We start from the raw sequence: 21,460 nt of genomic DNA on the forward strand, positions 1-21,460 counted from the left end.
ACACCCATATCAAAAGTTTTTGATATTCCTGTGACGGCGATTGGTTACGCCGCTTCTGTACTCTTCCAGAATTCTCTTACCTGTACCTGGAACCCGTTGCGCAGGCCTATAAACAGCTGTTCGCCGGCGGTCAGCCCGGCGTCGGCCGCCCAGGAAGTCAGCTCTTCCGGCTCGAAGCCCAGCCACAGGTCGCCGCAGTTTTCTTTGGCCCAGTCCTGGTCGTGACTGCACAGATCACTGACGACCAGACAACCGCCACTGTTCATCAGGGCTGCGGCGTCCAGAAAAATGTCCGCCGGGCTGGGCACATGGTGCAGCACCATGTTGGCTACGATCAGGTCAAAGGCGTCGCCCCGCGCCAGCAGGGTGTCGGTCACGCCTTCGATCAGGTCGACGTTGTTCAGGTGTTCCTCTATGCAGGTGCGCGTCGCCTTGGCCAGCATGTCCTTGCTGTTGTCCAGGCCAACCACATGCTGGAACAGCTCCGACAGTACCGGCAGGAACCCGCCTTCACCCGGTCCGATTTCCAGAACGCTCCGCCATGACTGCCTCGCCGCACGCTTGCGAATCAGTTCCGCGGTAGGCTCGGCGTACAGGTCAAAGGCTGCAATCAGTTCCTGCTGTTCCCGGAATTGTTCGGAGTGCCGGGAGAAAAAGGCCTGGGACTGTCCCGCCCGCTGCTCTCGTATGGCTTCAATCTTTTCATTCAGGTGCCGGGGCAGGGCAACCCTGTCGACGGTTTCGAAAATCTGGCGGATCGCCTGGTCGGCCAGTTTGTCACTGTCCAGATTCAGCGGGCGACGATAGAAAATGGCATTGCCTTCCCGCTGGGGCTCCAGCAAGCCGGCCTTGTGCATCACTTTCAGGTGATGGCTCATGCCGGACTGGCGCATGTCGAACATCTGGCTCAGCTCCAGCACACCGAAGGTGTCCCGCCGCAGCACCCGCAGGATTTCCAGGCGCAGGGGGTCGCCGCTCGCCTTGAAGATCGGGGCCAGTACGTCCACAGAGGACAATTCGTTCGCATGTGCATTGAGTGAGGTCATGGTTGGCAAGTGTAGGGGCGTTCGGTTGGTCGATCAATAGCCATATCAAAATTTTTTGATATAGATTTATGAGTTCTGTGAAATCAGTCGGTTTGGTGATTTTGTGCCGGCTTCATCGGAAAACCACTACATATGGATTTGCCCCGGCATACCCTAATCGGCGAAAATACGCGCCTTCTTTTTGAGCAGTATTTGCAGCTTGAAGTCTTTTCCTGAAAAACACTGGAGAATTGTCAATGCCGTCCCGTAAAGATCTCGCCAACGCCATTCGCGCGCTGAGCATGGATGCGGTTCAGAAAGCCAAATCCGGCCACCCGGGTGCGCCCATGGGTATGGCGGATATCGCCGAGGTGCTGTGGAACGATTACCTCAGCCACAACCCGGCCAACCCGCATTGGGCCAACCGTGACCGCTTCGTGCTGTCTAACGGCCATGGCTCCATGCTGCAGTATTCCCTGCTGCACCTGAGCGGGTACGACGTCAGCATTGATGACCTGAAGAACTTCCGTCAGCTGCACTCCAAAACACCGGGCCATCCGGAATACGGTTATACCCCGGGCATCGAGACCACCACCGGCCCGCTGGGGCAGGGCATCGCCAATGCTGTTGGCTTCGCGCTCGCAGAGAAGGCACTGGCTGCTCAGTTCAACCGTCCGGGCCACGACATTGTTGACCACTACACCTATGCGTTCCTGGGCGACGGCTGCCTGATGGAAGGTATCTCCCACGAAGTCGCCTCTCTGGCCGGCACCCTGGGCCTGGGTAAACTGGTGTTCTTCTATGATGACAACGGCATCTCCATTGATGGTGAAGTAGAAGGCTGGTTCACCGACGACACGCCCAAGCGTTTCGAGTCCTACGGCTGGCAGGTTATCCCCAATGTTGATGGTCACGATTCCGATGCCATCCGTGCGGCCATTGAAGCTGCCCGTGCTAACACCGCACAGCCCACCATTATTTGCTGCAAGACCATTATCGGCTTCGGTTCCCCCAACAAGCAGGGCAAGGAAGAGTGTCACGGTGCCCCGCTGGGTGACGATGAAATCGCTCTGACCCGCGAAGCCCTGGGCTGGCAGCACGGCCCGTTCGAGGTGCCGTCCGAGATCTACGCCGCGTGGGATGCCAAAGAAAAAGGCCAGGCTGCACAGAGTGCCTGGGAAGAGAAATTTGCGGCCTATGAGAAGGCCGAGCCGGAACTGGCCGCCGAGTTCAAACGCCGCATGGCGGGTGATCTGCCGGCAGACTTCGCCGAAAAAGCCCAGGCCTATATCCAGGAATGCCAGGACAAGGGCGAGACCGTTGCCTCCCGTAAGGCGTCCCAGAATTCCCTGAACGCCTACGGCCCGCTGCTGCCGGAGCTGATGGGTGGCTCTGCCGACCTGGCCGGTTCCAACCTGACTATCTGGTCGGGCTGTAAAGGCGTGACCAAGGAAGACGCCTCCGGTAACTACATATATTACGGTGTGCGCGAATTCGGCATGGCGGCCATCATGAACGGTATCGCTCTGCACGGCGGCTTCGTGCCCTACGGCGCTACCTTCCTGATCTTCATGGAATACTGCCGTAATGCCGTGCGCATGGCCGCACTGATGAAGCAGCGCTCGATCTTTGTCTTTACCCACGATTCCATCGGTCTGGGTGAAGATGGCCCGACCCACCAGCCTATCGAACAGCTGGCCAGCCTGCGCACCACCCCGAACATGAGCACCTGGCGCCCGGCCGACACCGTGGAGTCTGCGGTGGCCTGGAAAGCGGCCCTGGAGCGTAAGGATGGCCCGACTGCCATGGTTTTCTCCCGCCAGGGACTGCCGCACCAGCAGCGTGATGCCGAGCAGCTGGCGAATGTGGCCAAAGGTGGTTACATCCTGTCTGACAGCGAAGGCACTCCGGAGCTGATTCTCATCGCCACCGGCGGCGAAGTGGGCCTGGCCCAGGACGCTGCTGCCAAGCTGCGTGAGCAGGGCAAAGCGGTGCGTGTTGTATCCATGCCGTCCACTGACGTATTCGATGCCCAGAGTGCCGAGTACAAACAGCAGGTGTTGCCGCTGGAAGTCACCAACCGCATCGCCATTGAAGCGAGCATTGCGGACTACTGGTACAAGTACGTGGGCCTGGACGGTCGCATCGTTGGCATGACCACCTTTGGTGAATCTGCGCCGGCCGGTGAGTTGTTCAAGGAGTTCGGCTTTACTGTCGACAACATCCTGGAAGTGGCTGACGAACTGCTGGACGCCTGATGACCAACGCAACGCCGTTTCGAATTGCCATCAACGGGTACGGCCGCATCGGCCAGTGCGTGTTGCGGGCCCTTTATGAACACGGCTATCGCGACCATCTGCAGGTGGTCGCGATCAACGAGTTGTCGGATATCGACACCATTGCCCACCTCACCAAATACGACTCCACCCACGGGCGGTTTCACGGTGAGGTGGCCGTGGATGGCGATAACCTGGTTGTGAACGGCGACCACATCCGCGTATTGCGTCACCCTGAACCCGAGGAACTGCCCTGGCGACTGCTGGATGTGGATCTGGTGCTGGAATGCTCCGGCGCCTATTCTGACCGGGCCACGGCGGAAAAGCATATTGAAGCCGGTGCCCAGCGCCTGCTGTTTTCCCAGCCGGGCGATCCGGATGTCGACCGCACGGTGGTCTTCGGCATTAACGACGGGGACCTGAACGGTCAGGACGTGATCGTAGCTGCGGGCTCCTGCACCACCAACTGCCTGGTACCGGTCATCAAGGTCCTGGACGATGCCTTTGGCGTAGAGCAGGGCAGTACCACCACGATTCACGCCGCCATGAACGACCAGCCGGTCATCGATGCCTACCACCATCAGGACCTGCGCCGTACCCGAAGTGCCCTGCACAATATTGTGCCCGTAGACACTGGCCTGGCCCGCGGTATCGAGCGCTTGTTGCCTCATATGGAAGGCCGTTTCAGCTCGGTCGCCATGCGCGTGCCAACGCTGAATGTCTCTGCCATAGACATGGTGGTTAACGTGCGTGAGCCGACCGACATAGCCACAGTGAATCAGTTGCTGTGCGGTGCATCCGCTGGCTCATTGAAGGGTATCCTCGGCTATACCGATGAACTGCTGGCCAGTTCTGACTTCAACCATGATTCCCATTCCGGCGTGGTCGATGGCGGGCAGACCCGAGTCACCGGTGGCACCATGGTGAAAGTGTTGTGCTGGTTTGACAACGAGTGGGGCTTTGCCAATCGCATGCTGGATGTCAGCAGAACCTGGTTGAGCAAAACCTGAAGAATATTGTGGGGGCTGATCCCGAAGGGAGTCAGGCTCCAGCCTTAGGCTTAGAATTTGCACCTTTGAACCCATAACTACGGAACCTGATTATGGCCATCAAGAAAATGACTGACCTGAACCTCGCCGGCAAGCGGGTTCTGATTCGTGAAGACCTGAACGTCCCGGTCAAAGACGGCAAAGTATCCAGTGACGCCCGCATCCGCGCCTCGCTGCCCACCATCAAGGCCGCCAAAGACGCCGGTGCCAAAGTCATGTTGATGTCCCACCTGGGCCGCCCGGAAGAAGGCGTGTACGACGAAGCCTCCTCCATGAAACCGGTTGCCGAACACCTGGGCACCCTGCTGGGCCAGGAAGTCCGCCTGATCAAGGATTATCTGGACGGCGTTGAAGTGGCCGACGGCGAAGTAGTGCTGTTCGAAAACGTTCGCTTCAACAAAGGCGAGAAGAAAGACAACGAGGACCTGGCCAGGCAATACGCCGCCCTGTGCGACATCTATGTGATGGACGCCTTCGGCACCGCTCACCGCGCCCAGGCCTCCACCCACGGTGTGGCCCGATTTGCCCCTGAAGCCTGCGCCGGCCCGCTGCTGGCAGCGGAGCTGGAAGCACTCGGCAAAGCCCTGGATAACCCAGCCAAGCCGGTCGTTGCCATCGTTGGTGGCTCGAAAGTCTCCACCAAGCTGGACGTGCTCAACGCTCTGGAAAAAGTGTGTGACCAGATCATCGTTGGTGGCGGCATCGCCAACACCTTCCTGGCCGCAGCCGGCCACCCGGTAGGCAAGTCCCTGTGCGAACACGACCTGATCGACACTGCCAAAGACATCGCCAGCCGCGTGGAAATCCCGCTGCCGGTTGACGTGGTGGTCGCCAGCGAATTCGCTGAAACCGCCACGGCGACGACCAAAAACATCTCCGACGTCAGCGACGAAGACATGATCCTCGACGTAGGCCCGGAAACCGCCGGCCAGTTCGCTGAACTGCTGAAAAACGCCAAAACCATCCTGTGGAACGGCCCGGTTGGCGTGTTCGAATTCGACCAGTTCGGTAACGGCACCAAGGCACTCGCCCAGGCCATCGCCGAAAGCGACGCCTTCTCCCTGGCCGGTGGCGGCGACACCGTCGCTGCCGTTGACAAATACGGCGTAGCTGACAAGATTTCCTACATCTCCACCGGCGGCGGCGCGTTCCTCGAATTCGTGGAAGGCAAAACCCTGCCGGCAGTAGCCGTGCTGGAAGAGCGTGGTAATTAAGACGCCACTCCAAAATCCAAAACGAACAGAATTCAAACCTCAAAACGTCAACGAAGGAGACAACCCATGGCCCTGATTTCGCTGCGGCAACTTCTGGACCACGCCGCCGAGCATGGTTACGGTGTGCCAGCCTTTAACGTAAACAATCTCGAACAAATGCGCGCCATCATGGAAGCGGCCGACAAAACCGACTCCCCGGTCATTGTCCAGGCCTCCGCCGGTGCCCGCAAATACGCCGGTGCGCCTTTCCTGCGCCACCTGATCCTGGCCGCCATCGAAGAATGGCCGCACATCCCCGTGGTTATGCACCAGGACCACGGCACCAGCCCGGCCGTATGCCAGCGCTCCATCCAGCTTGGCTTCAGCTCCGTGATGATGGACGGCTCCCTGGGTGAAGACGGCAAAACGCCGACCAGCTACGAATACAACGTCGACGTGACCCGTCGTACCGTTGAAATGGCCCACGCCTGTGGTGTCTCCGTAGAAGGTGAGCTGGGCTGCCTGGGCTCCCTCGAAACAGGCCAGGCCGGTGAAGAAGACGGCATTGGCGCCGAAGGCACCCTGGATCACAGCCAGATGCTGACCGATCCGGAAGAAGCCGCTGACTTCGTGCAGAAAACCCAGGTCGACGCTCTGGCTATCGCCATCGGCACCAGCCACGGCGCCTACAAGTTCACCCGTCCGCCTACAGGTGACATCCTGGCCATCGACCAGATCAAAGCCATCCACGCCCGCATCCCGGACACCCACCTGGTTATGCACGGCTCCAGCTCCGTACCTCAGGAGTGGCTGAAAGTGATCAACGAATTCGGTGGCGAGATCCCGGAAACCTACGGTGTACCGGTGGAAGAAATCGTCGAAGGTATCAAGCACGGCGTGCGCAAGGTCAACATCGACACCGACCTGCGCCTGGCCTCTACCGGTGCTGTTCGTCGCTTCATGGCTCAGAACCCGGCGGAATTTGACCCGCGCAAATTCCTCAAGGCCACCATGGTTGCCATGACCGATATCTGTGTCGCCCGCTACGAAGCCTTCGGCTGTGCCGGCCAGGCCAGCAAGATCAAGCCGCTGAACCTCGAACAGATGTTCGAACGTTATGCGGCTGGCGAGCTGGACCCGAAGGTCAAGTAAGACCCGTCTTGAAGCCCCCGACCTCCGGGGGCTTTTTCTGATGGGTGAGCTGAAAGCCCATCGCCCGTGTTGATCCCCGCACTTATCGCTGCAACAAAGAACAGGATGCCAACGGCAAGGGTTGTCGCTTCGAAGATTGGTATTGCTTAACGGCAGATTTTTGCGTTTTGGCCTGGATGGCCAATACTTGAAGGCATGCTCGTGCCGGTAATGGCCAAGGATGCCTTCCAATGAAGCTGTTCCACTGCGGTCGATGTGCCAACCTGCTTTATTTTGAAAACAGTCGCTGTACCCATTGCGGAGCTGACCTGGGCTTTGCCCCGGATGTCATGGATTTGCTGGCGATCGAGCCGGAAGGCGATAACACCTGGGCGACGGTCGCACGTGGTGATCTCTACCGGTTGTGTGACAACTATCAGAATCAGCGAGCCTGTAACTGGCTGATCCCCAAAACCGATCCGCATACCTTCTGTGTTGCCTGTCGCCTGAATCGCACAATCCCGGATCTCAGCATCGAGAAGAACAATGACCTCTGGCGTCGTCTCGAAAAAGAGAAACGGCGGCTTGTGTATTCCGTATTGCGCCTGGGACTCCCGTGCGAACCCCGGAACGAAGATCAGCTTGGGCTGGCATTCGATTTTCTGGCCGATCAGCCGGCTATGTTTGACGAGCGTGAAAAAGTAACGACAGGCCATGCCAATGGCGTCATTACCATCAACATTGCCGAAGCAGACCCGGTGGAACGCGAGCGGATGCGCAACCAGATGGCCGAGCCGTATCGCACTGTTTTAGGGCATTTTCGCCATGAGTCCGGACACTATTACTGGGATCTGCTTGTCCGGAGTAGCCCGTGGCTTGGCAAATTCCGGGACCTTTTTGGTGATGAGACCAGGGACTACAGGCAAGCGCTGGACCAGCATTACCAATACGGCCCGTCCTCTGACTGGCAAAGCCGATACATCAGCGCCTATGCCAGCAGCCATGCCTGGGAGGACTGGGCAGAGACCTGGGCACATTATCTGCATATGGTGGATACATTGGAAACCGCCTGGCAGCTCGGTCTGCGTGTGAATACCTTGCAGCCCGAGGAAACAAGCGGCGAAACAGGCCCTGCCTTCGACCCCTGCCAGACCGGTGATTTCGATGCGCTGATCAGGCATTGGTTGCCTTTGACGCTTGCGCTCAACAGCCTGAACCGAAGCATGGGGCACGACGACGCCTACCCCTTTGTGCTGGCGCCTGCGGTGGTGGAGAAGCTCCGTCTGGTGCACCAGATCGCTCACGGACGTTAATGAAAGGATCCCGAATGAAAAAGAACAAAGCGATTGACTGGAAAAACTACGATCCCAACGACTTCTACGATGAGCTGATCGCTGCCAAAGGGAAGCCCAGACGAGCCGCGACGGCGATTACCGACTACCTGGGCAATCTCGGGTCCGAGGAGATCCAGGCGCGCCAGCAGGCTGCCGAACTGGCGATACTGGAGATGGGGATCAGTTTCACCATCTACAGCGAGGGCGAGAATATCGACCGGGCCTGGCCTTTCGATATCATTCCCCGGGTGATCTCGCTCCGGGAGTGGGAAAACATTGAACAAGGGCTGGCCCAGCGCCTGACGGCCCTCAACATGTTCATTAACGATATCTACAACGACCAGAATATCGTCAAAGACAAGGTCATTCCCAAGTACGTGTTCGCCAACTCCAAAAACTTCCGCGAGCAGTGCCGTGGTTTTACGCCGCCACTGGGGGTCTGGGCCCACATTTGCGGATCGGATCTGGTGAGGGACAAGGACGGAAAGGTATATGTTCTTGAGGACAACCTGCGGGTTCCTTCCGGTGTTTCCTACATGCTGGAGAATCGCCAACTGACCAAGCGGGTGTTCCCGGAACTGTTCGACAACAACAGTATCCTGCCGGTGGATGACTACACCAACCAGCTGTTCGACATGCTGGCGTCGATTTCTCCAAGGCCCCAGGATCATCCAAGAATTGCGGTACTCACTCCGGGGATTTTCAATTCGGCCTATTTCGAGCACTCGTTCCTGGCGCAACGCATGGGTGCCGAGCTGGTGGAGGGGGCTGATCTCGTCGTTGGTGAAGACGATTGCGTGTACATGCGCACAGTAGAAGGCCTGGAGCGCGTGGACGTGATCTACCGGCGCATTGATGACGACTTTCTGGACCCGGAAGTCTTTCGGGCAGACTCTACCCTGGGCGTGCCGGGCCTGATGCGAGCCTGGCGCAATGGCAAGGTTGGCCTGGCCAATGCGCCCGGTGCCGGAGTGGCCGATGACAAGGTGATCTACGCCTTCGTGCCGGACATGATCCGCTATTACCTCGATGAGGAGCCGATCATCCCGAACGTGCCCACCTATATGTGTGTGAACAAGCAGGACCAGGAGTATGTGCTCGAGCACCTGGACGAGCTGGTGGTCAAACCGGCGAATGAGTCCGGTGGTTACGGCATGCTGGTGGGGCCGCATTCCACCAAGAAGCAGCGCACCGAATTTGCCCGTCTGATCAAGAAGAACCCACGCAACTACATCGCCCAGCCCACGTTGAGTCTGTCTGTCGCTCCCACGCTGTGCGACGAGGGTTTGGCGCCGAGGCACCTGGATCTGCGGCCCTTCGTGCTGCAGGGCGTGCGAACCTACGTTACCGCCGGCGGGCTCACGCGGGTGGCGATGCGCAAGGGCTCCCTGGTGGTGAATTCTTCCCAGGGCGGTGGAAGCAAGGATACCTGGATCGTGGACGAGGAGAATTGATGTGCTGTCACGTGTAGCGGAAAGACTGTACTGGATGGCCCGATACCTTGAGCGGGCCGAGAACAATGCCCGGATGATCATGGCTTTCAATTCCCTGGCACTGGATATGCCCCGGGAGACCCAGCTGTCCTGGAAGGGACTGGTGGCGGTGACGGGCATGGGTGCGCTGTTTGACCAGCACCACCAGAAGGCCGATGAGCGCAACTGTGTGAAGTTTCTGATGGCCGACAGTTACAACCCGAGCTCCATCGCCTCCTGCATCAAGGCTGCCCGGGAGAATGTTCGCACCACCCGGGACCAGGTACCGACCGACGCCTGGGAAGTCATCAATGAACTATATCGTTACATCCAGGAGTACATCGACCAGGGGGTGGGGAAACGCGCGCGATACGATTTCCTGAACGAGATCGTCGGCCGCTGCCAGATGCTCAATGGTTTGCTGGCCGGGTGTATGAGTCACGACGAGGGCTACGACTTCATCCGGGTGGGTCGCAACCTTGAGCGGGCCGACATGGCCACCCGTCAGATTGAAGTGGGAGCTCTGCAGTTCCTCGATGGCTGGGACGGCACGGAAACCTACGGCGGGCTATTGTGGACGAGCGTTCTGCGCTACCAGAGTGCCTTCCAGATGTACCGCCACAACGTGCGGCGCAAGGTCAGCGGGCCTCTGGTGATTCGCTTCCTGTTGCAGAACGAACCCTTCCCGCGCTCGGTGCTACACAGTCTCAGCGAAGTGGCCGGTGCCCTCGGTCGCCTGCCCAGGAACGAGATTCCGCTACGCACGGCGCTGCAGGCGGTCCGTCACACCCGTGAAGGCGACGTGGATGCGTTGATCCGCAAGGAGGACGTGATCCTGTTCCTGGAGAACCTGCAGCTGGAGATCGGTGAACTTCACGACGACATTGCAGAGACCTGGTTTCCTGTCTACGAGACAGCCTGAAACTCCCAACACTATTCGCCTGCGAGATAGGTTCCATGTCGATTCACGTTGCCCTGAGTCATACCACCCATTATCGCTACGAGCGCCCGATTACCCTGGGCCCTCAGATTGTTCGTTTGCGACCCTGTCCACATGCGCGCACCCGGATTCTCAGTTACTCGCTGAAGGTTGAGCCCGAAGGTCACTTCCTGAACTGGCAACAGGACCCGCAGGCCAACTATCTGGCCCGGCTGGTGTTTCCGGAAAAGACCGACGAGCTGAAAATCACGGTGGACCTGGTTGCCGAGATGGCCGTGATCAACCCTTTCGATTTCTTTCTGGAACCCCGGGCGGAGACCATTCCCTTCGACTATGAGGAATGGCAGACGGCGGAGCTGGCGCCTTACTTGCAGAAACTGCCGGAAACACCGGAATTCCGGAAGTGGATGGCCACCATAGACCGCAAGGAAACGCCCAGCGTCGATTTCCTGGTGGGCGTAAACCAGCGGCTTGCCAACCGGATCGATTATCTGATCCGGATGGAGCCGGGCGTACAGACGCCGGAAGAGACCCTGAAAAAAGGGTCCGGATCCTGTCGGGATTCCACCTGGTTGCTGGTCCAGACTCTCCGGCACCTGGGCCTGGCGGCGCGGTTCGTCTCTGGCTACCTGATTCAGCTCAAGGCAGACCTGAAAGCCCTGGATGGTCCCTCGGGCGCGGAGGAAGACTTCACTGACCTGCACGCCTGGTGCGAGGTCTTCCTGCCCGGCGCCGGTTGGGTGGGACTGGATCCGACGTCTGGCCTGTTTGCCGGTGAAGGGCATATTCCGCTGGCCTGCAGCCCGGATCCGTCCTCGGCGGCGCCCATTTCCGGCATGGTGGAAGACTGCGAGGTCGAATTTGAGCATCAGATGAGCGTCCAGCGCATCTGGGAAGCGCCGCGGGTGACTAAACCCTACACCGAGGAGCAGTGGCAACGCATTGTGGATCTGGGGCATGAGGTGGACGAACGCCTGACCGAGCTGGATGTGCGCTTGACCCAGGGCGGTGAACCCACCTTCGTGGCCAATCACGACCGTGATGAGCCGGAGTGGAACACCGAGGCGATGGGCCCCACCAAGCGGAAAAAGGCCATCGAGCTCTACCATCGGATGCGGGACCGGTATGGAGCCGGTGGGCTGGTGCACTTTGGCCAGGGCAAGTGGTACCCGGGCGAGCCGCTGCCACGGTGGTCCCTGAACTGTTTCTGGCGCAAGGATGGTGAACCAATCTGGCAGGATGAACGGTGGCTGGCGGACGAGCGTACTGAAGGCAAGGCAAGCCCGGAAGATGCTCACCGGTTTTTGGGGGCCCTGGCGAGGGAACTGGGTGTCGATGAAAAGCACCTGTTCCCTGGGTTCGAGGATGTCTTTTATTACCTGTGGCGGGAACGACGGCTGCCGGTCAACGTCGATCCCTTCGATGCCAGGCTCGACAATGCCCTGGAACGGAAGCAGCTTCAGCAAATTTTCAGCCGGGGGCTGGATAAGCCCGTCGGCTACGTGCTGCCACTGCGTGTTTCCGAAAAGGAGAAGGCCTGGGAGACCGGACCCTGGTTCCTGCGCAGTGAGCGCTGCTATCTGATTCCGGGCGGCTCACCCATGGGCCACCGACTGCCGCTGGACAGCCAGCCCTGGGTGGAAGAAGCGGATTACCCCTGGATACACGAGCAGGACCCGTTTGCCCCCCGTGGTCCGTTGCCCGCCAGTGAGCAGATCCGTCAATGGAACAGCCGAAGCCAGTCTGGCCAGCCGTCTTCGGAGCGGAAGCCGCCGGCAAAAGGCAAGTCGGCCCCCGAGATTGTCCGCACGGCCCTGTGTGTTGAGCCCCGGGAGGGCATCCTTCGCGTTTTCATGCCGCCGCTGGCGGAGCTGGAACCCTATCTTGTGCTGGTCTCGGCCATCGAGAAAACCGCCGCAGAGCTCAAACAACCGGTCTTGCTGGAAGGCTATGAGCCACCTTCCGACCCACGGTTGAGTCATTTCCGGATTACCCCGGATCCGGGGGTGATCGAAGTGAATGTGCAGCCGGTCAAGACCTGGGACGAATTGGTAGAGCAGACCGAGACGCTCTATGCAGACGCCTACGAATGCCGGCTTACGTCTGAGAAGTTCATGATGGACGGCCGTCATACCGGTACCGGTGGCGGCAACCATTTTGTGCTGGGTTCGCAAACGGCCGAAGATTCTCCGTTCCTGCGGCGCCCGGATCTGTTGCGCAGCCTGATCAGCTACTGGCACAACCATCCCAGTCTGTCCTACCTGTTCTCCGGCCTGTTCATTGGCCCCAGTTCCCAGGCCCCCAGGATTGACGAGGCCCGCAATGACCACGTGTTCGAAATGGAGCTGGCCTTCAAGGAGATGGAGCGGTTATGCCCGGTGGGCAAGAAAATCGCGCCCTGGATGGTGGACCGCTTGCTCCGGGACCTGCTCACCGATGTCACCGGCAACACCCACCGGGCCGAGTTCTGTATCGACAAGCTCTATTCCCCGGACGGTCCGGGCGGGCGTCACGGTTTGCTGGAGCTGCGTGCCTTCGAGATGCCGCCCCATGCCCGCATGAGCCTGACCCAGCAGCTGCTGTTGCGCGCGCTGGTGGCACGCTTCTGGGAGCAACCCTACAAGCCGCCAGGGCTGGTGCGCTGGGGCACCGAACTGCACGACCGGTTCCTGCTGCCTCACTATGTCTGGCAGGATTTCGAAGATGTGATCGACGATATGAAGGCCCGTGGTTACCCGCTGGAGAGCGAGTGGTTCGCGCCCCATTTCGAGTTCCGGTTCCCCCGGATCGGCGACTACAAGGTCAAGGGCATCACCCTTGAACTGCGATCCGCCCTGGAGCCCTGGCACGTCACCGGTGAGCACGGTGCAATTGGTGGCACTGCCCGTTATGTGGATTCCTCCCTGGAGCGTCTGCAGGTGAGGGTGCGCGGTGCTGCGCCGGATCGTTACCAGATCACCTGTAATCAGGTGCCTCTGCCACTTCAGCCTACCGGCATGGTGGGCGAGTCGGTCGCCGGGGTCCGTTACCGGGCCTGGCAGCCGTCGCAGTGCATGCACCCGACCATCGGGGTGGATGGGCCGCTGGTGTTTGATATCGTGGACACCTGGAACGAACGCAGTCTGGGCGGGTGTGAGTATCACGTGACCCATCCCGGTGGCCGGAATTTCGAGACGCTGCCGGTGAATTCGTTCGAGGCTGAAGGCCGCCGTATGGCGCGTTTCTTCCGGATGGGACACAGCTCAGGCCAGCAACCCCTGCGGCCGGTGCCGGAGCACCGGGAGTTCCCGTTCACCCTGGATTTGCGGTATCACAAATAACATGTGTGAACTTACCGTTTGATACTGGCTCAGGGGGCTGGAAAGCGGCTATGCTTCCAGCTCATTGACTAACGGAGCCCGAATTCACGGTGGCGAAGCAGCGCGCAGTAACGGACATCCTCCGCCAGTACCATCCGGTGCCGGATCGGTTTGATGAGCTTGGTTCCCTGGGTTCCGGGCCAAAGCCCCATTGGCGGCCGTTGTTGCAACAGTTGAACCTTGAGTCGGTCGCCGGTCTCAATCTCAGGGCTCAGGCGGTTTCCAGCGCGATTGCCGAAGACGGGGTAACCTACAACGTCTACGAAGATCCCCGTGGCGATACCCGGCCCTGGGAGGTCGATCTGCTGCCGCTGGTTCTGGGCGCGGATGAGTGGCAATGGCTTTCGAAAGCGGTCGCCCAGCGAGCTGAACTGCTGGACAGCGTTCTGGGCGATCTGTATGGCGATCAGGCGTTGCTCAAAGAGGGGTTGATGCCGCCGGCCCTGGTTTACGGTCAGGCTGGTTTTCAATGGCCCTGCCAGGGCATACAGCCGGTGAGTGGCCGCTTCCTTCACCTTTATGCAGTGGACTTGGCGCGGGCGCCGGATGGCGGCTGGTGGGTGATGGCGGACAGGACCCAGGCCCCTTCGGGGGCGGGTTACGCCCTGCAAAACCGGTTGGTCATCTCCCGGGCGTTCCCCGCGCCCTTCCACAACCTGCCAGTGACCAACCTGGTGGAATTCTTCCAGGGGTTCCAGAACAGTCTTGCGAGCATGTCTCCGGCGCGAAATGAGACCGCGTTGTGTGTGCTTCTGACACCGGGCCGTTTTAACGAAACCTATTTCGAACACGTATTTCTTGCCCGCTACCTCGGTTTACCTCTGGTGGAAGGTCAGGATCTCACCGTGCGCGATGACACGGTCTACCTGAAAACACTTCAGGGCCTGCGTCGTGTGCATGCCATCTATCGCCGGCTCGATGATGGCTTTTGTGATCCGCTGGAACTCCGTGCCGATTCCGTGTTGGGTATCCCCGGCTTGCTGGGTGCTGTGCGAGCCGGCAAAGTGCTGATGGCAAACGCCCTGGGCTCCGGCGTTCTTGAAAGTGCGGCGCTGTTCGGTTTTCTGCCGGAGATTTCAAAAAAACTGCTGGGTTCACCTCTGGCTATGCCATCCGTGGCCTCCTGGTGGTGTGGTGAAAAACCCGCGTTGGACTATGTCATTGAGCACCTCGATGAACTGGTCATCAAACCGGCATTTGCGAGTATGCGCATGGAGCCGGTGTTCGGTTATCAGATGAAGGGGGCAGAACGGACCGCACTCATCAAGAAGATGAATGCCCACCCCCATGCTTTTGTCGGGCAGGAGTTGGTTCACCTTTCTCAGGCCCCGGTCTGGAAGGGTGATCAGAACCAGCCGCTGGCAACCCGGTCTATTGGCCTGCGCCTGTTCGCGGCGGCCACGCCCTCCGGCTGGCGGGTGATGCCCGGTGGATTGACCCGTGTCGCCATGGATGAGGGCGTGGAGGTCATCTCCATGCAGCGGGGCGGGTTGTCGAAGGATACCTGGGTACAGTCGCGTTACACTGCGCCATCCAAATCGCTGATCAAGAAACGGTTGCAGGTTTCCGACCTGCTGGATGGCGAGCGGGACACTCCGTCCCGTGTGGGCGAAAATCTGTTCTGGATGGGCCGACATTCTGAGCGGGCGGAAGGCACGGCTCGCTTGCTGAGGGCGGCGTTCAACCGGTTGTCGGGGCACGATCAGGCCAGTGAGGAGGCACTGCTTGGGCTCCAGCAGGCGGCCGAGCAGTTCGGTACGCTTCCTGAGCCGGAAAAAGATGCCGTACCCGAGCCCCTCCCCGAGGCTTTGCTGAGAGCAGTAAGTGACCAGGAATCCCCGGGGTCGATTGCGTCGATCATCCAGGCCTTGCTGTTCAATGCCAGCCAGGTCCGGGATCGGTTATCCACAGACAACTGGCACACACTCAACCGGGTCGGGAAACCTCTCAGTCCGGCGCCGGCGACGCCAGAACAATCAATCCGGGCGTTGAATCTGGTGTTGCTGGATTGCATATCGCTGGCTGGATTTGCCATGGATGACATTACGCGGGACGCCAGTTGGGTTTTCCTGGTGATCGGGCGGCGCCTGGAGCGGTTGGCCAATCTGTGCACCCTGATTTGTGTGCCGCTGTTCAGTGACCGTTTCAGTCGTAACGCCATGCTGGAGTGGCTGCTGGAAGTGGCAAACTCGGAAGTGACCTACCGGACCCGATATCGCCGGACACCAGAGCTTCTGGGGGTGCTTCACACCATTGTGATCGACGCGAGCAACCCCCATTCTGTGATGTTCCAGTTGCGCCAGTTGCAGAAGGATTTACCCGAAATGGGTCAGAAAACCGGACAGCTGTTTTCCCCGGATCTGAACGACTCCCTGCGTCGTTTACAAGGGTTGGATCTGCACCCGTTTGAGCGCAAGCATCCGGATCAGGCCTGCGGAGCTCTGGCAGAGCTCTTGTGTGATATCCGGTCAGAAGCCTATCGTGTATCGGATGAAATCCAACGGCAGTGTTTTATTCACACCCGGTATTCCGACCGGCCGGTGAAAGCGGATTAAGGCGCCTGTCATGACATTTGTCCGTTACCATGTGCGTCATGAGACCCTCTACCACTACGACCAGGTGGTGGGTGAGTCTCATCACCTGCTCAGGCTGACTCCGCGGGCGCTGCCCTGGCAGAGGAATCTTGAGCATCACCTGGCGATCTCACCGGATCCATCGGCACGTCGTTCCTTCCTGGACTGCTTTGGCAACCGGATTACCAAGATTCATTTCACTGGTGATCACGACTATCTGGAGATCATCAGCGAGTTCTGGGTGGAGCTGCGCGATCGACCGAAGCCGTCGGCAACTGCGGCAAAAGTACCCTGGGAAAGCGTGCGTGACAGCCTGCGGTATCGGGCGGACAGGACGTTTTCGCCGGCACATCTCGAAGCCACGGCGTTCCGGTTTGTGTCCACCAACGTACCCATCGATTCCCAGTACGCCGCTTATGCACGCGAGGCATTTCTCCCCGGACGCCCCCTGGTGGAAGCAGCGGATGCCCTGATGCGGATGATCCATCGCGACTTCCGCTTCGATGCGACGGCGACCGAAACCTTCACCCCGGTGGAGCAGGCGTTCAAGGCCCGTCGTGGGGTCTGCCAGGATTTCTCCCATATTATGATCGCCTGCCTGCGTTCGGTGGGACTGGCGGCCCGTTACATGAGTGGTTATATCCTGACTCACCCGCCGGAAGGAAAGGAGCGGCTGGTCGGTGCCGATGCCACCCATGCCTGGGTAGCGGTGTTCGTGCCGGATTTCGGTTGGCTGGAGTTGGACCCCACCAACGCGCTGAGGCCCGACCTGGAGCACATTACCCTCGGCTGGGGGCGAGACTTCTCCGATATAACGCCGATGCGGGGCGTGTTGCTGGGCGGTGGTGACCATGAACCGGAGATTGCCGTGACCGTTGTTCCGGAGGAGGAGTTTGCCTCGCTATACGGAGATGGAGAAACCTACCTGGAAGAACTCTCTCCCTGAGTTGAGGCCGTCATTCACTGCCAGGGCTAAAACAAAGCATTGTCTAGCCCTTTCTCGCCAGCCGCTCCAACGTCAACAACGTATCGGTGTAACGAGCAAATCGTGCCAGATACTCCGGTGACAACGTCTGCATCTCAGCAATAGCACGGCTTACCAACCGATGCGCGTTCATCGGCCCCGCTTCTTTCGGTGTGCTTTCAATGGCGTGTCGAATTCGCTCGGCAATAACGTGATGGCCCTGGTTTGCCTGGGCTCTGATCATGGCTTTCAGGGGGCGCGGGTTATTGGGTGCTGAGGCTGGATGTGCCTTTGGCGGCTCTTGTGGCGACTGCCCGAATACCCGTTGTTCCAGAACCGACTGCGGCGCTTCAACCGATGCCTCTGGGGTTTCATTCAGCTGGTTCAGCAACCCGGAAAGAGGCGAATTGCCGCCGACATCGGGGGTGGGCTCATCGCGCTGCCCGGCACTGTCCAGCCTTGCCTGATAGTCCGATATCGCCTGTTCCAGCTTCCGCCAGTGCGTCGTTCCCTTATGCAGCCCCTTTGCGCGCAGTCTTTGCTCGAAAGACTCCAGATAGCGGAATCGAACCGGGTCATTCTGATCGGCGCCGTTTTGCCTCAAGCTTTCCAGCAAGGAGGGGCCGGGGGCTTCGCTCATGGTCAATCACCTTCCCCGGTTTCAGTATCCTCAGCCGACGAAGGCGCCCGAGGCACGGTACTGATTTCCACCCGCCGGTTCTGGGCCCGGGATTCGGCATCGACATTGGGTACGGCCGGGTGGTGAGGACCAAAGGCGGCAGCGAATACCCGGTCATTGGGCAAGCCCAGCTCTGTGAGGGTTCGGGTAACCGTCAGGGCCCGCTGGGCCGACAGGCCCCAGTTGTCCTGATAACGGTTGCCCGGATGCATCGGCAAGTCGTCGGTGAATCCGCTCACCATCAGCAGTTCATCGTGCTGTTCCAGGTAGGCCTGTAGCGGGCGAATCAGTGATTCCAGTACTTCTTCACCTTCGGCCTGCAACTGGTCTGAATTCAGCTCGAACAATACGTTACCGCTGATGCCGATACGGCCATCGCGGAACGTCACCAGACCTTTGGTGAGCGGATCTTCGAGAGCTTGCTCCAGAGCCATCCGGCGCTGTTCTTCGGCTTCCCGCTTCTCGATCTCCTCGGCCAGGGACTGGCTGAGCTCCAGCTGAATGCCGATCACCCACACAAGAATCAGCGCCAGAATACCCACAAGCGCCGCCATCAGGTCCGAGAAAATAGCCCAGACCGGTGCCGATTGCTGTTCGCCGCCTTCCAGCTGTTCCATCACCCGGCCTCGCTGGATTCTGCCCGGCGCAGCGCCGCAGCGGCATCAATCACATCTTTCTGGGCACTGACGCTGAGATCAATCACCTCGCGGGCCTGGGCGACGTAGTAGGCCAGTTGCTCATCGTGCCGATTGCCGGCCTTGTCCAGCGCTGCCTGGATGTCCGCCAGGCCGGCGATGACCTGCTGGTTGGACTGGCTGAACAGCTCAATGGCCTGCATGAACGCATCGCTCAGGGCGCCGACTTCCTGGCTGCTGCCGGTAATGTCGTTGCCCAGTTTGCCCAGTTGCTGGCTCTGTTCCTGGATCAGGGTGTTGAAGCGCTCGCTGATGCCGGTCAGGGTTTCGCCGGCGCCGCGGATCAGCGTATCCACCGCCTCCCGCTGACTGTCAGCGGTGCTGCGCTGGTTCTCCAGCAGGGTGTCCAGCTCCTGAACCAGTCGCTGGCGTTCCTCCAGCAGCTCGTTTTCCCGCTCGCTGTTGCGGGCGATTTCCGACTGCAGCTGTCGGATCACCTCGGCGGCGGCCTTCGGTGTTTCCGAAGCCGTCTCAATCAGGCGGGTCATGGGCGCTTCCAGTGCAGTGCCCAGCTCACTCAGGTGGCGTGCTGCTGTGGCTTCCAGTTGTTCCATTCGCTCGTTTGCAGCCCGGGCTCGTTCGCTTTCCTGTTCCCGGAGTTGATCGAGCTGAGCGCCAACGGTGCTGAGCAGTTCCGCCAGCCCGGCCTGTTGCTGCTCAATCAACCCGGTGCTGCTGGTCTGGAAATGGCTTTGGTATTGAGTCAGCGCCTCATTGAATGCTGCCAGCATGTCGTCACTTTGAGCCTGCTGTCGGGCCAGACCGGCCTGCCAGTGTTGCGACACCTCAGCTCCGGCATTGTTCAGGCGTTCACAGCTCTGTACCAGTTGTTGCTGCTGTTCCTTGAGCCAGGTTTGGTGCTGATCGTTGATGGCGCCAAGCCAGGTGTGGAGTTGTTCCTGCAACTGGCTTTGAGTTTGTTCGTTCTGCTTTGAGAGGGTCGCCAACGTCTCCTGGTTCTGGGCCTGCTGTGCAATCAGATTCTGCTGCCAGCGTTCGCCGGCTTCTGCAGTGGTTTTCTGGAAAGCGGCGGTCAGTTCCGCTAACTGCTGGCGGGCATCATTAGCCCAGCTTTGTTGAAGGCTGTGAGCATCTTTCTGAAGCTGCTCCATGGCATGGATAACAATGGGCTCAATCCGTTGCGAAGCCTGTTTTGCGCTGTCATCCAGCGCCGATTTCAGGGATTGGGCCACAGAATCGGCCAGTGTCTGGTAGTGGCTGCCGACCGTGCTGTGGAATTCCTGCTGGTTTCGGGTCAGGGACTGTTCCAGTTGCTGGCCGAGCTGCTCCATTCGTGCCGTCATGCGTTCCATGGCCGAGGCCATTTCGGGCAAGGCTTTGGCCTGGCTCTCCAGAGCCTGAAACGCCTGATGGCGTTGATGGTCTGTAGAAAGATGATGCAGCTTGTCTCGCAGCGCACTATCCAGGGCGCGGGAAGCCTGCAACCGATCCCGACGGCTCAGGGTGGAGGCCAGCCCCAGCATAGCGGAGGCGGCCACACCGGCAATGGAGGTGCCAAAGGCGAGACTCAAACCGGCAATCGGAGCGGCCAGTGCGCTGCGAATAGCGCTCAGTTCGGTGCTGTTATCCAGGGCCGAGGCGGCGCCGCCAAGGGTCACAATCATGCCGGCAAAGGTGCCCAGCAGGCCCAGCATCACCAGCAGGCCGGTCAGGTAGGGTGTCAGTTGCGGGCCGGGTAATGCGGCGGCATGGCCCTCGATTCGCCGTTGCACCGGGAGCTGCATCGGGGCGGGCAGTGTGCCAAGCCAGTGGTTAACCTGCTCCTGGCTTTCAGGTAACTGATGAACCTGTGCGTTCAGTTCGCGGGTCTGTCGGCGGAAATTCACCAGTTCGCCAAAGCCGAGGCAGTAAACGGCGCCAATCAGGCCGGTAAACGCCAGCGCCAGCAGGTCGGAACCGACAAATCCGGCACCAATCCAGGCTACCACGGCCAGGCCGATGGCAAACGCCAGGGTAAAGAACAGTTTACTCATGGGGTGTTGTTAACCTCTTTGTGGCAAGCCTCCAGCAAACCCAGAACCGGTTCCAGCCGAACATCCAGTTCAGCGAGTAACAAAGACTGCGCTTCCTCGCAGTAACGGTGGAACCAGTCGGCCGTTGTGGCCGGGGTAGGGCATTGCTCCGGGGTGGTCGATCGGTGCTCGAATCGTTGTTCAAGTACCTTGGGAATATGGGAAAAACACTGTGCGGTATACCCGGCCATCGTTTGATCAAACACCGCGTCCAATTCGGCCAGGTGAGCCAGCTTCGGGCCCTGATCTTTCATCGATTTTCGAACCTTGTCCCGCAACTGACGGCTGTTGGCCGCCACCTTACGCTGTAATGTCAGCCAGGCATTGAGAGCGACTTCAGGTTCGGGTTCACCATCAAACTCCAGATCTGAGCCAAATCCGCGAATACGCTGAACCAGCGCTCGGCGTATTGTCGCCAGCTCATCGGTTAACCGGTCTACCACGGCACCCTGAGGCGTGCCTGGCGGTTTCGCCCGATAACCAATGGCCGCATCCAGGGTCATGGTGTCACCCAGGCCGAACAGCCGGCTGAGTCGCTCTGCAAAGCAGGGCAACTGGCTGCCATCCAGCGTTGTCGCTGAATCATCCAGTTGGCGCAATAGCCTGGCTCTGGGACCAGTATTTGCCAGAGGTTGCGAGGGCATTGGCTGGGGTTTCACTCCGGTTTCCGCACAGGTAGCGTTCAAAGCTCGCTATTCTACTGGCTAAGCGGAGTGAATGATAATGACTGTAGCGTG

At 59.6% G+C, this 21,460-nt stretch carries 15 protein-coding genes; 10 read left to right on the plus strand and 5 right to left on the minus strand.

The window, feature by feature from the left end; all coding sequences use genetic code 11:
- Positions 1–44: 44 nt before the first annotated feature.
- Complete coding sequence (locus ACAM27_RS06580) at positions 45–1,046, minus strand: metalloregulator ArsR/SmtB family transcription factor (protein ID WP_222197207.1); 1,002 nt, start codon at positions 1,044–1,046, stop codon at positions 45–47.
- Positions 1,047–1,282: 236 nt separating this feature from the next.
- On the opposite strand from ACAM27_RS06580, the gene tkt reads away from it, so the two are divergent.
- The 10 genes from tkt to ACAM27_RS06630 all read left to right on the plus strand — a co-directional run bounded on the left by tkt (position 1,283) and on the right by ACAM27_RS06630 (position 17,298).
- Positions 1,283–3,283 carry a transketolase gene (gene tkt / locus ACAM27_RS06585; protein WP_141067049.1) on the plus strand — a complete coding sequence of 667 codons (2,001 nt, stop codon included), beginning with the start codon at positions 1,283–1,285 and terminating at the stop codon, positions 3,281–3,283.
- On the plus strand, positions 3,283–4,311 hold the full coding sequence (locus ACAM27_RS06590) for a type I glyceraldehyde-3-phosphate dehydrogenase (RefSeq protein ID WP_222196786.1): 1,029 nt from the start codon (positions 3,283–3,285) through the stop codon (positions 4,309–4,311). The genes tkt and ACAM27_RS06590 overlap by 1 nt, the downstream gene beginning before the upstream one ends.
- 92 nt (positions 4,312–4,403) lie before the next feature.
- Entirely contained in the window at positions 4,404–5,564 is a 1,161-nt protein-coding gene (locus tag ACAM27_RS06595) for a phosphoglycerate kinase (RefSeq protein WP_222196788.1), read from the plus strand.
- A gap of 66 nt (positions 5,565–5,630) precedes the next feature.
- Positions 5,631–6,695: a class II fructose-bisphosphate aldolase gene (gene fba / locus ACAM27_RS06600; RefSeq protein ID WP_011786479.1), complete on the plus strand. Its 1,065-nt coding sequence runs from the start codon at positions 5,631–5,633 to the stop codon at positions 6,693–6,695.
- Positions 6,696–6,925: 230 nt separating this feature from the next.
- A complete protein-coding gene (locus ACAM27_RS06605) occupies positions 6,926–7,987 on the plus strand; it encodes a putative zinc-binding metallopeptidase (protein ID WP_023012217.1) in 1,062 nt (353 codons plus the stop codon).
- A 14-nt stretch (positions 7,988–8,001) separates the two neighbouring features.
- Positions 8,002–9,462, plus strand: a complete 1,461-nt coding sequence (locus ACAM27_RS06610; protein ID WP_011786477.1) for a circularly permuted type 2 ATP-grasp protein — start codon at positions 8,002–8,004, stop codon at positions 9,460–9,462.
- 1 nt (position 9,463) lies between these two features.
- A complete protein-coding gene (locus tag ACAM27_RS06615) occupies positions 9,464–10,402 on the plus strand; it encodes an alpha-E domain-containing protein (protein ID WP_011786476.1) in 939 nt (312 codons plus the stop codon).
- Between the two features lie 35 nt (positions 10,403–10,437).
- Positions 10,438–13,740 (plus strand): DUF2126 domain-containing protein, encoded by a 3,303-nt coding sequence (locus tag ACAM27_RS06620; protein WP_222196789.1) that lies wholly within the window; start codon positions 10,438–10,440, stop codon positions 13,738–13,740.
- 89 nt (positions 13,741–13,829) lie between these two features.
- Positions 13,830–16,334, plus strand: a complete 2,505-nt coding sequence (locus ACAM27_RS06625) for a circularly permuted type 2 ATP-grasp protein (RefSeq protein WP_369612722.1) — start codon at positions 13,830–13,832, stop codon at positions 16,332–16,334.
- Between the two features lie 10 nt (positions 16,335–16,344).
- Positions 16,345–17,298: a transglutaminase family protein gene (locus ACAM27_RS06630; RefSeq protein ID WP_011786473.1), complete on the plus strand. Its 954-nt coding sequence runs from the start codon at positions 16,345–16,347 to the stop codon at positions 17,296–17,298.
- 43 nt (positions 17,299–17,341) lie between these two features.
- Here the strand turns inward: ACAM27_RS06630 and ACAM27_RS06635 are convergent, their stop codons facing one another.
- The 4 genes from ACAM27_RS06635 to ACAM27_RS06650 are packed head-to-tail and all read right to left on the minus strand — an operon-like array spanning position 17,342 to position 21,382.
- The gene (locus ACAM27_RS06635) at positions 17,342–17,956 is read right to left on the minus strand and encodes a DUF2894 domain-containing protein (protein WP_222448824.1); all 615 of its coding nucleotides are present in this window, start codon (positions 17,954–17,956) and stop codon (positions 17,342–17,344) included.
- A gap of 2 nt (positions 17,957–17,958) precedes the next feature.
- Positions 17,959–18,612 (minus strand): OmpA family protein, encoded by a 654-nt coding sequence (locus ACAM27_RS06640; protein WP_011786471.1) that lies wholly within the window; start codon positions 18,610–18,612, stop codon positions 17,959–17,961.
- The gene (locus ACAM27_RS06645; protein WP_222196797.1) at positions 18,612–20,684 is read right to left on the minus strand and encodes a DUF802 domain-containing protein; all 2,073 of its coding nucleotides are present in this window, start codon (positions 20,682–20,684) and stop codon (positions 18,612–18,614) included. The genes ACAM27_RS06640 and ACAM27_RS06645 overlap by 1 nt, the downstream gene beginning before the upstream one ends.
- The gene (locus ACAM27_RS06650; protein ID WP_328798355.1) at positions 20,681–21,382 is read right to left on the minus strand and encodes a DUF3348 family protein; all 702 of its coding nucleotides are present in this window, start codon (positions 21,380–21,382) and stop codon (positions 20,681–20,683) included. The genes ACAM27_RS06645 and ACAM27_RS06650 overlap by 4 nt, the downstream gene beginning before the upstream one ends.
- Between the last annotated feature and the right edge of the window lie 78 nt (positions 21,383–21,460).

This window comes from Marinobacter sp. RI1, assembly GCF_041155085.1.
GTDB lineage: Bacteria > Pseudomonadota > Gammaproteobacteria > Pseudomonadales > Oleiphilaceae > Marinobacter > Marinobacter nauticus.

Bases quoted from the DNA above. Each gene is read 5' to 3' on its own strand.
- ACAM27_RS06590 (WP_222196786.1), top strand. From the start codon at position 3,283: ATGACCAACGCAACGCCGTTTCGAATTGCCATCAACGGGTACGGCCGC.
- ACAM27_RS06640 (WP_011786471.1), bottom strand. From the start codon at position 18,612: ATGGAACAGCTGGAAGGCGGCGAACAGCAATCGGCACCGGTCTGGGCT.
- ACAM27_RS06595 (WP_222196788.1), top strand. From the start codon at position 4,404: ATGGCCATCAAGAAAATGACTGACCTGAACCTCGCCGGCAAGCGGGTT.
- ACAM27_RS06610 (WP_011786477.1), top strand. From the start codon at position 8,002: ATGAAAAAGAACAAAGCGATTGACTGGAAAAACTACGATCCCAACGAC.
- tkt (WP_141067049.1), top strand. From the start codon at position 1,283: ATGCCGTCCCGTAAAGATCTCGCCAACGCCATTCGCGCGCTGAGCATG.
- ACAM27_RS06630 (WP_011786473.1), top strand. From the start codon at position 16,345: ATGACATTTGTCCGTTACCATGTGCGTCATGAGACCCTCTACCACTAC.
- ACAM27_RS06580 (WP_222197207.1), bottom strand. From the start codon at position 1,046: ATGACCTCACTCAATGCACATGCGAACGAATTGTCCTCTGTGGACGTA.
- ACAM27_RS06620 (WP_222196789.1), top strand. From the start codon at position 10,438: ATGTCGATTCACGTTGCCCTGAGTCATACCACCCATTATCGCTACGAG.
- ACAM27_RS06605 (WP_023012217.1), top strand. From the start codon at position 6,926: ATGAAGCTGTTCCACTGCGGTCGATGTGCCAACCTGCTTTATTTTGAA.
- ACAM27_RS06635 (WP_222448824.1), bottom strand. From the start codon at position 17,956: ATGAGCGAAGCCCCCGGCCCCTCCTTGCTGGAAAGCTTGAGGCAAAAC.
- ACAM27_RS06645 (WP_222196797.1), bottom strand. From the start codon at position 20,684: ATGAGTAAACTGTTCTTTACCCTGGCGTTTGCCATCGGCCTGGCCGTG.
- fba (WP_011786479.1), top strand. From the start codon at position 5,631: ATGGCCCTGATTTCGCTGCGGCAACTTCTGGACCACGCCGCCGAGCAT.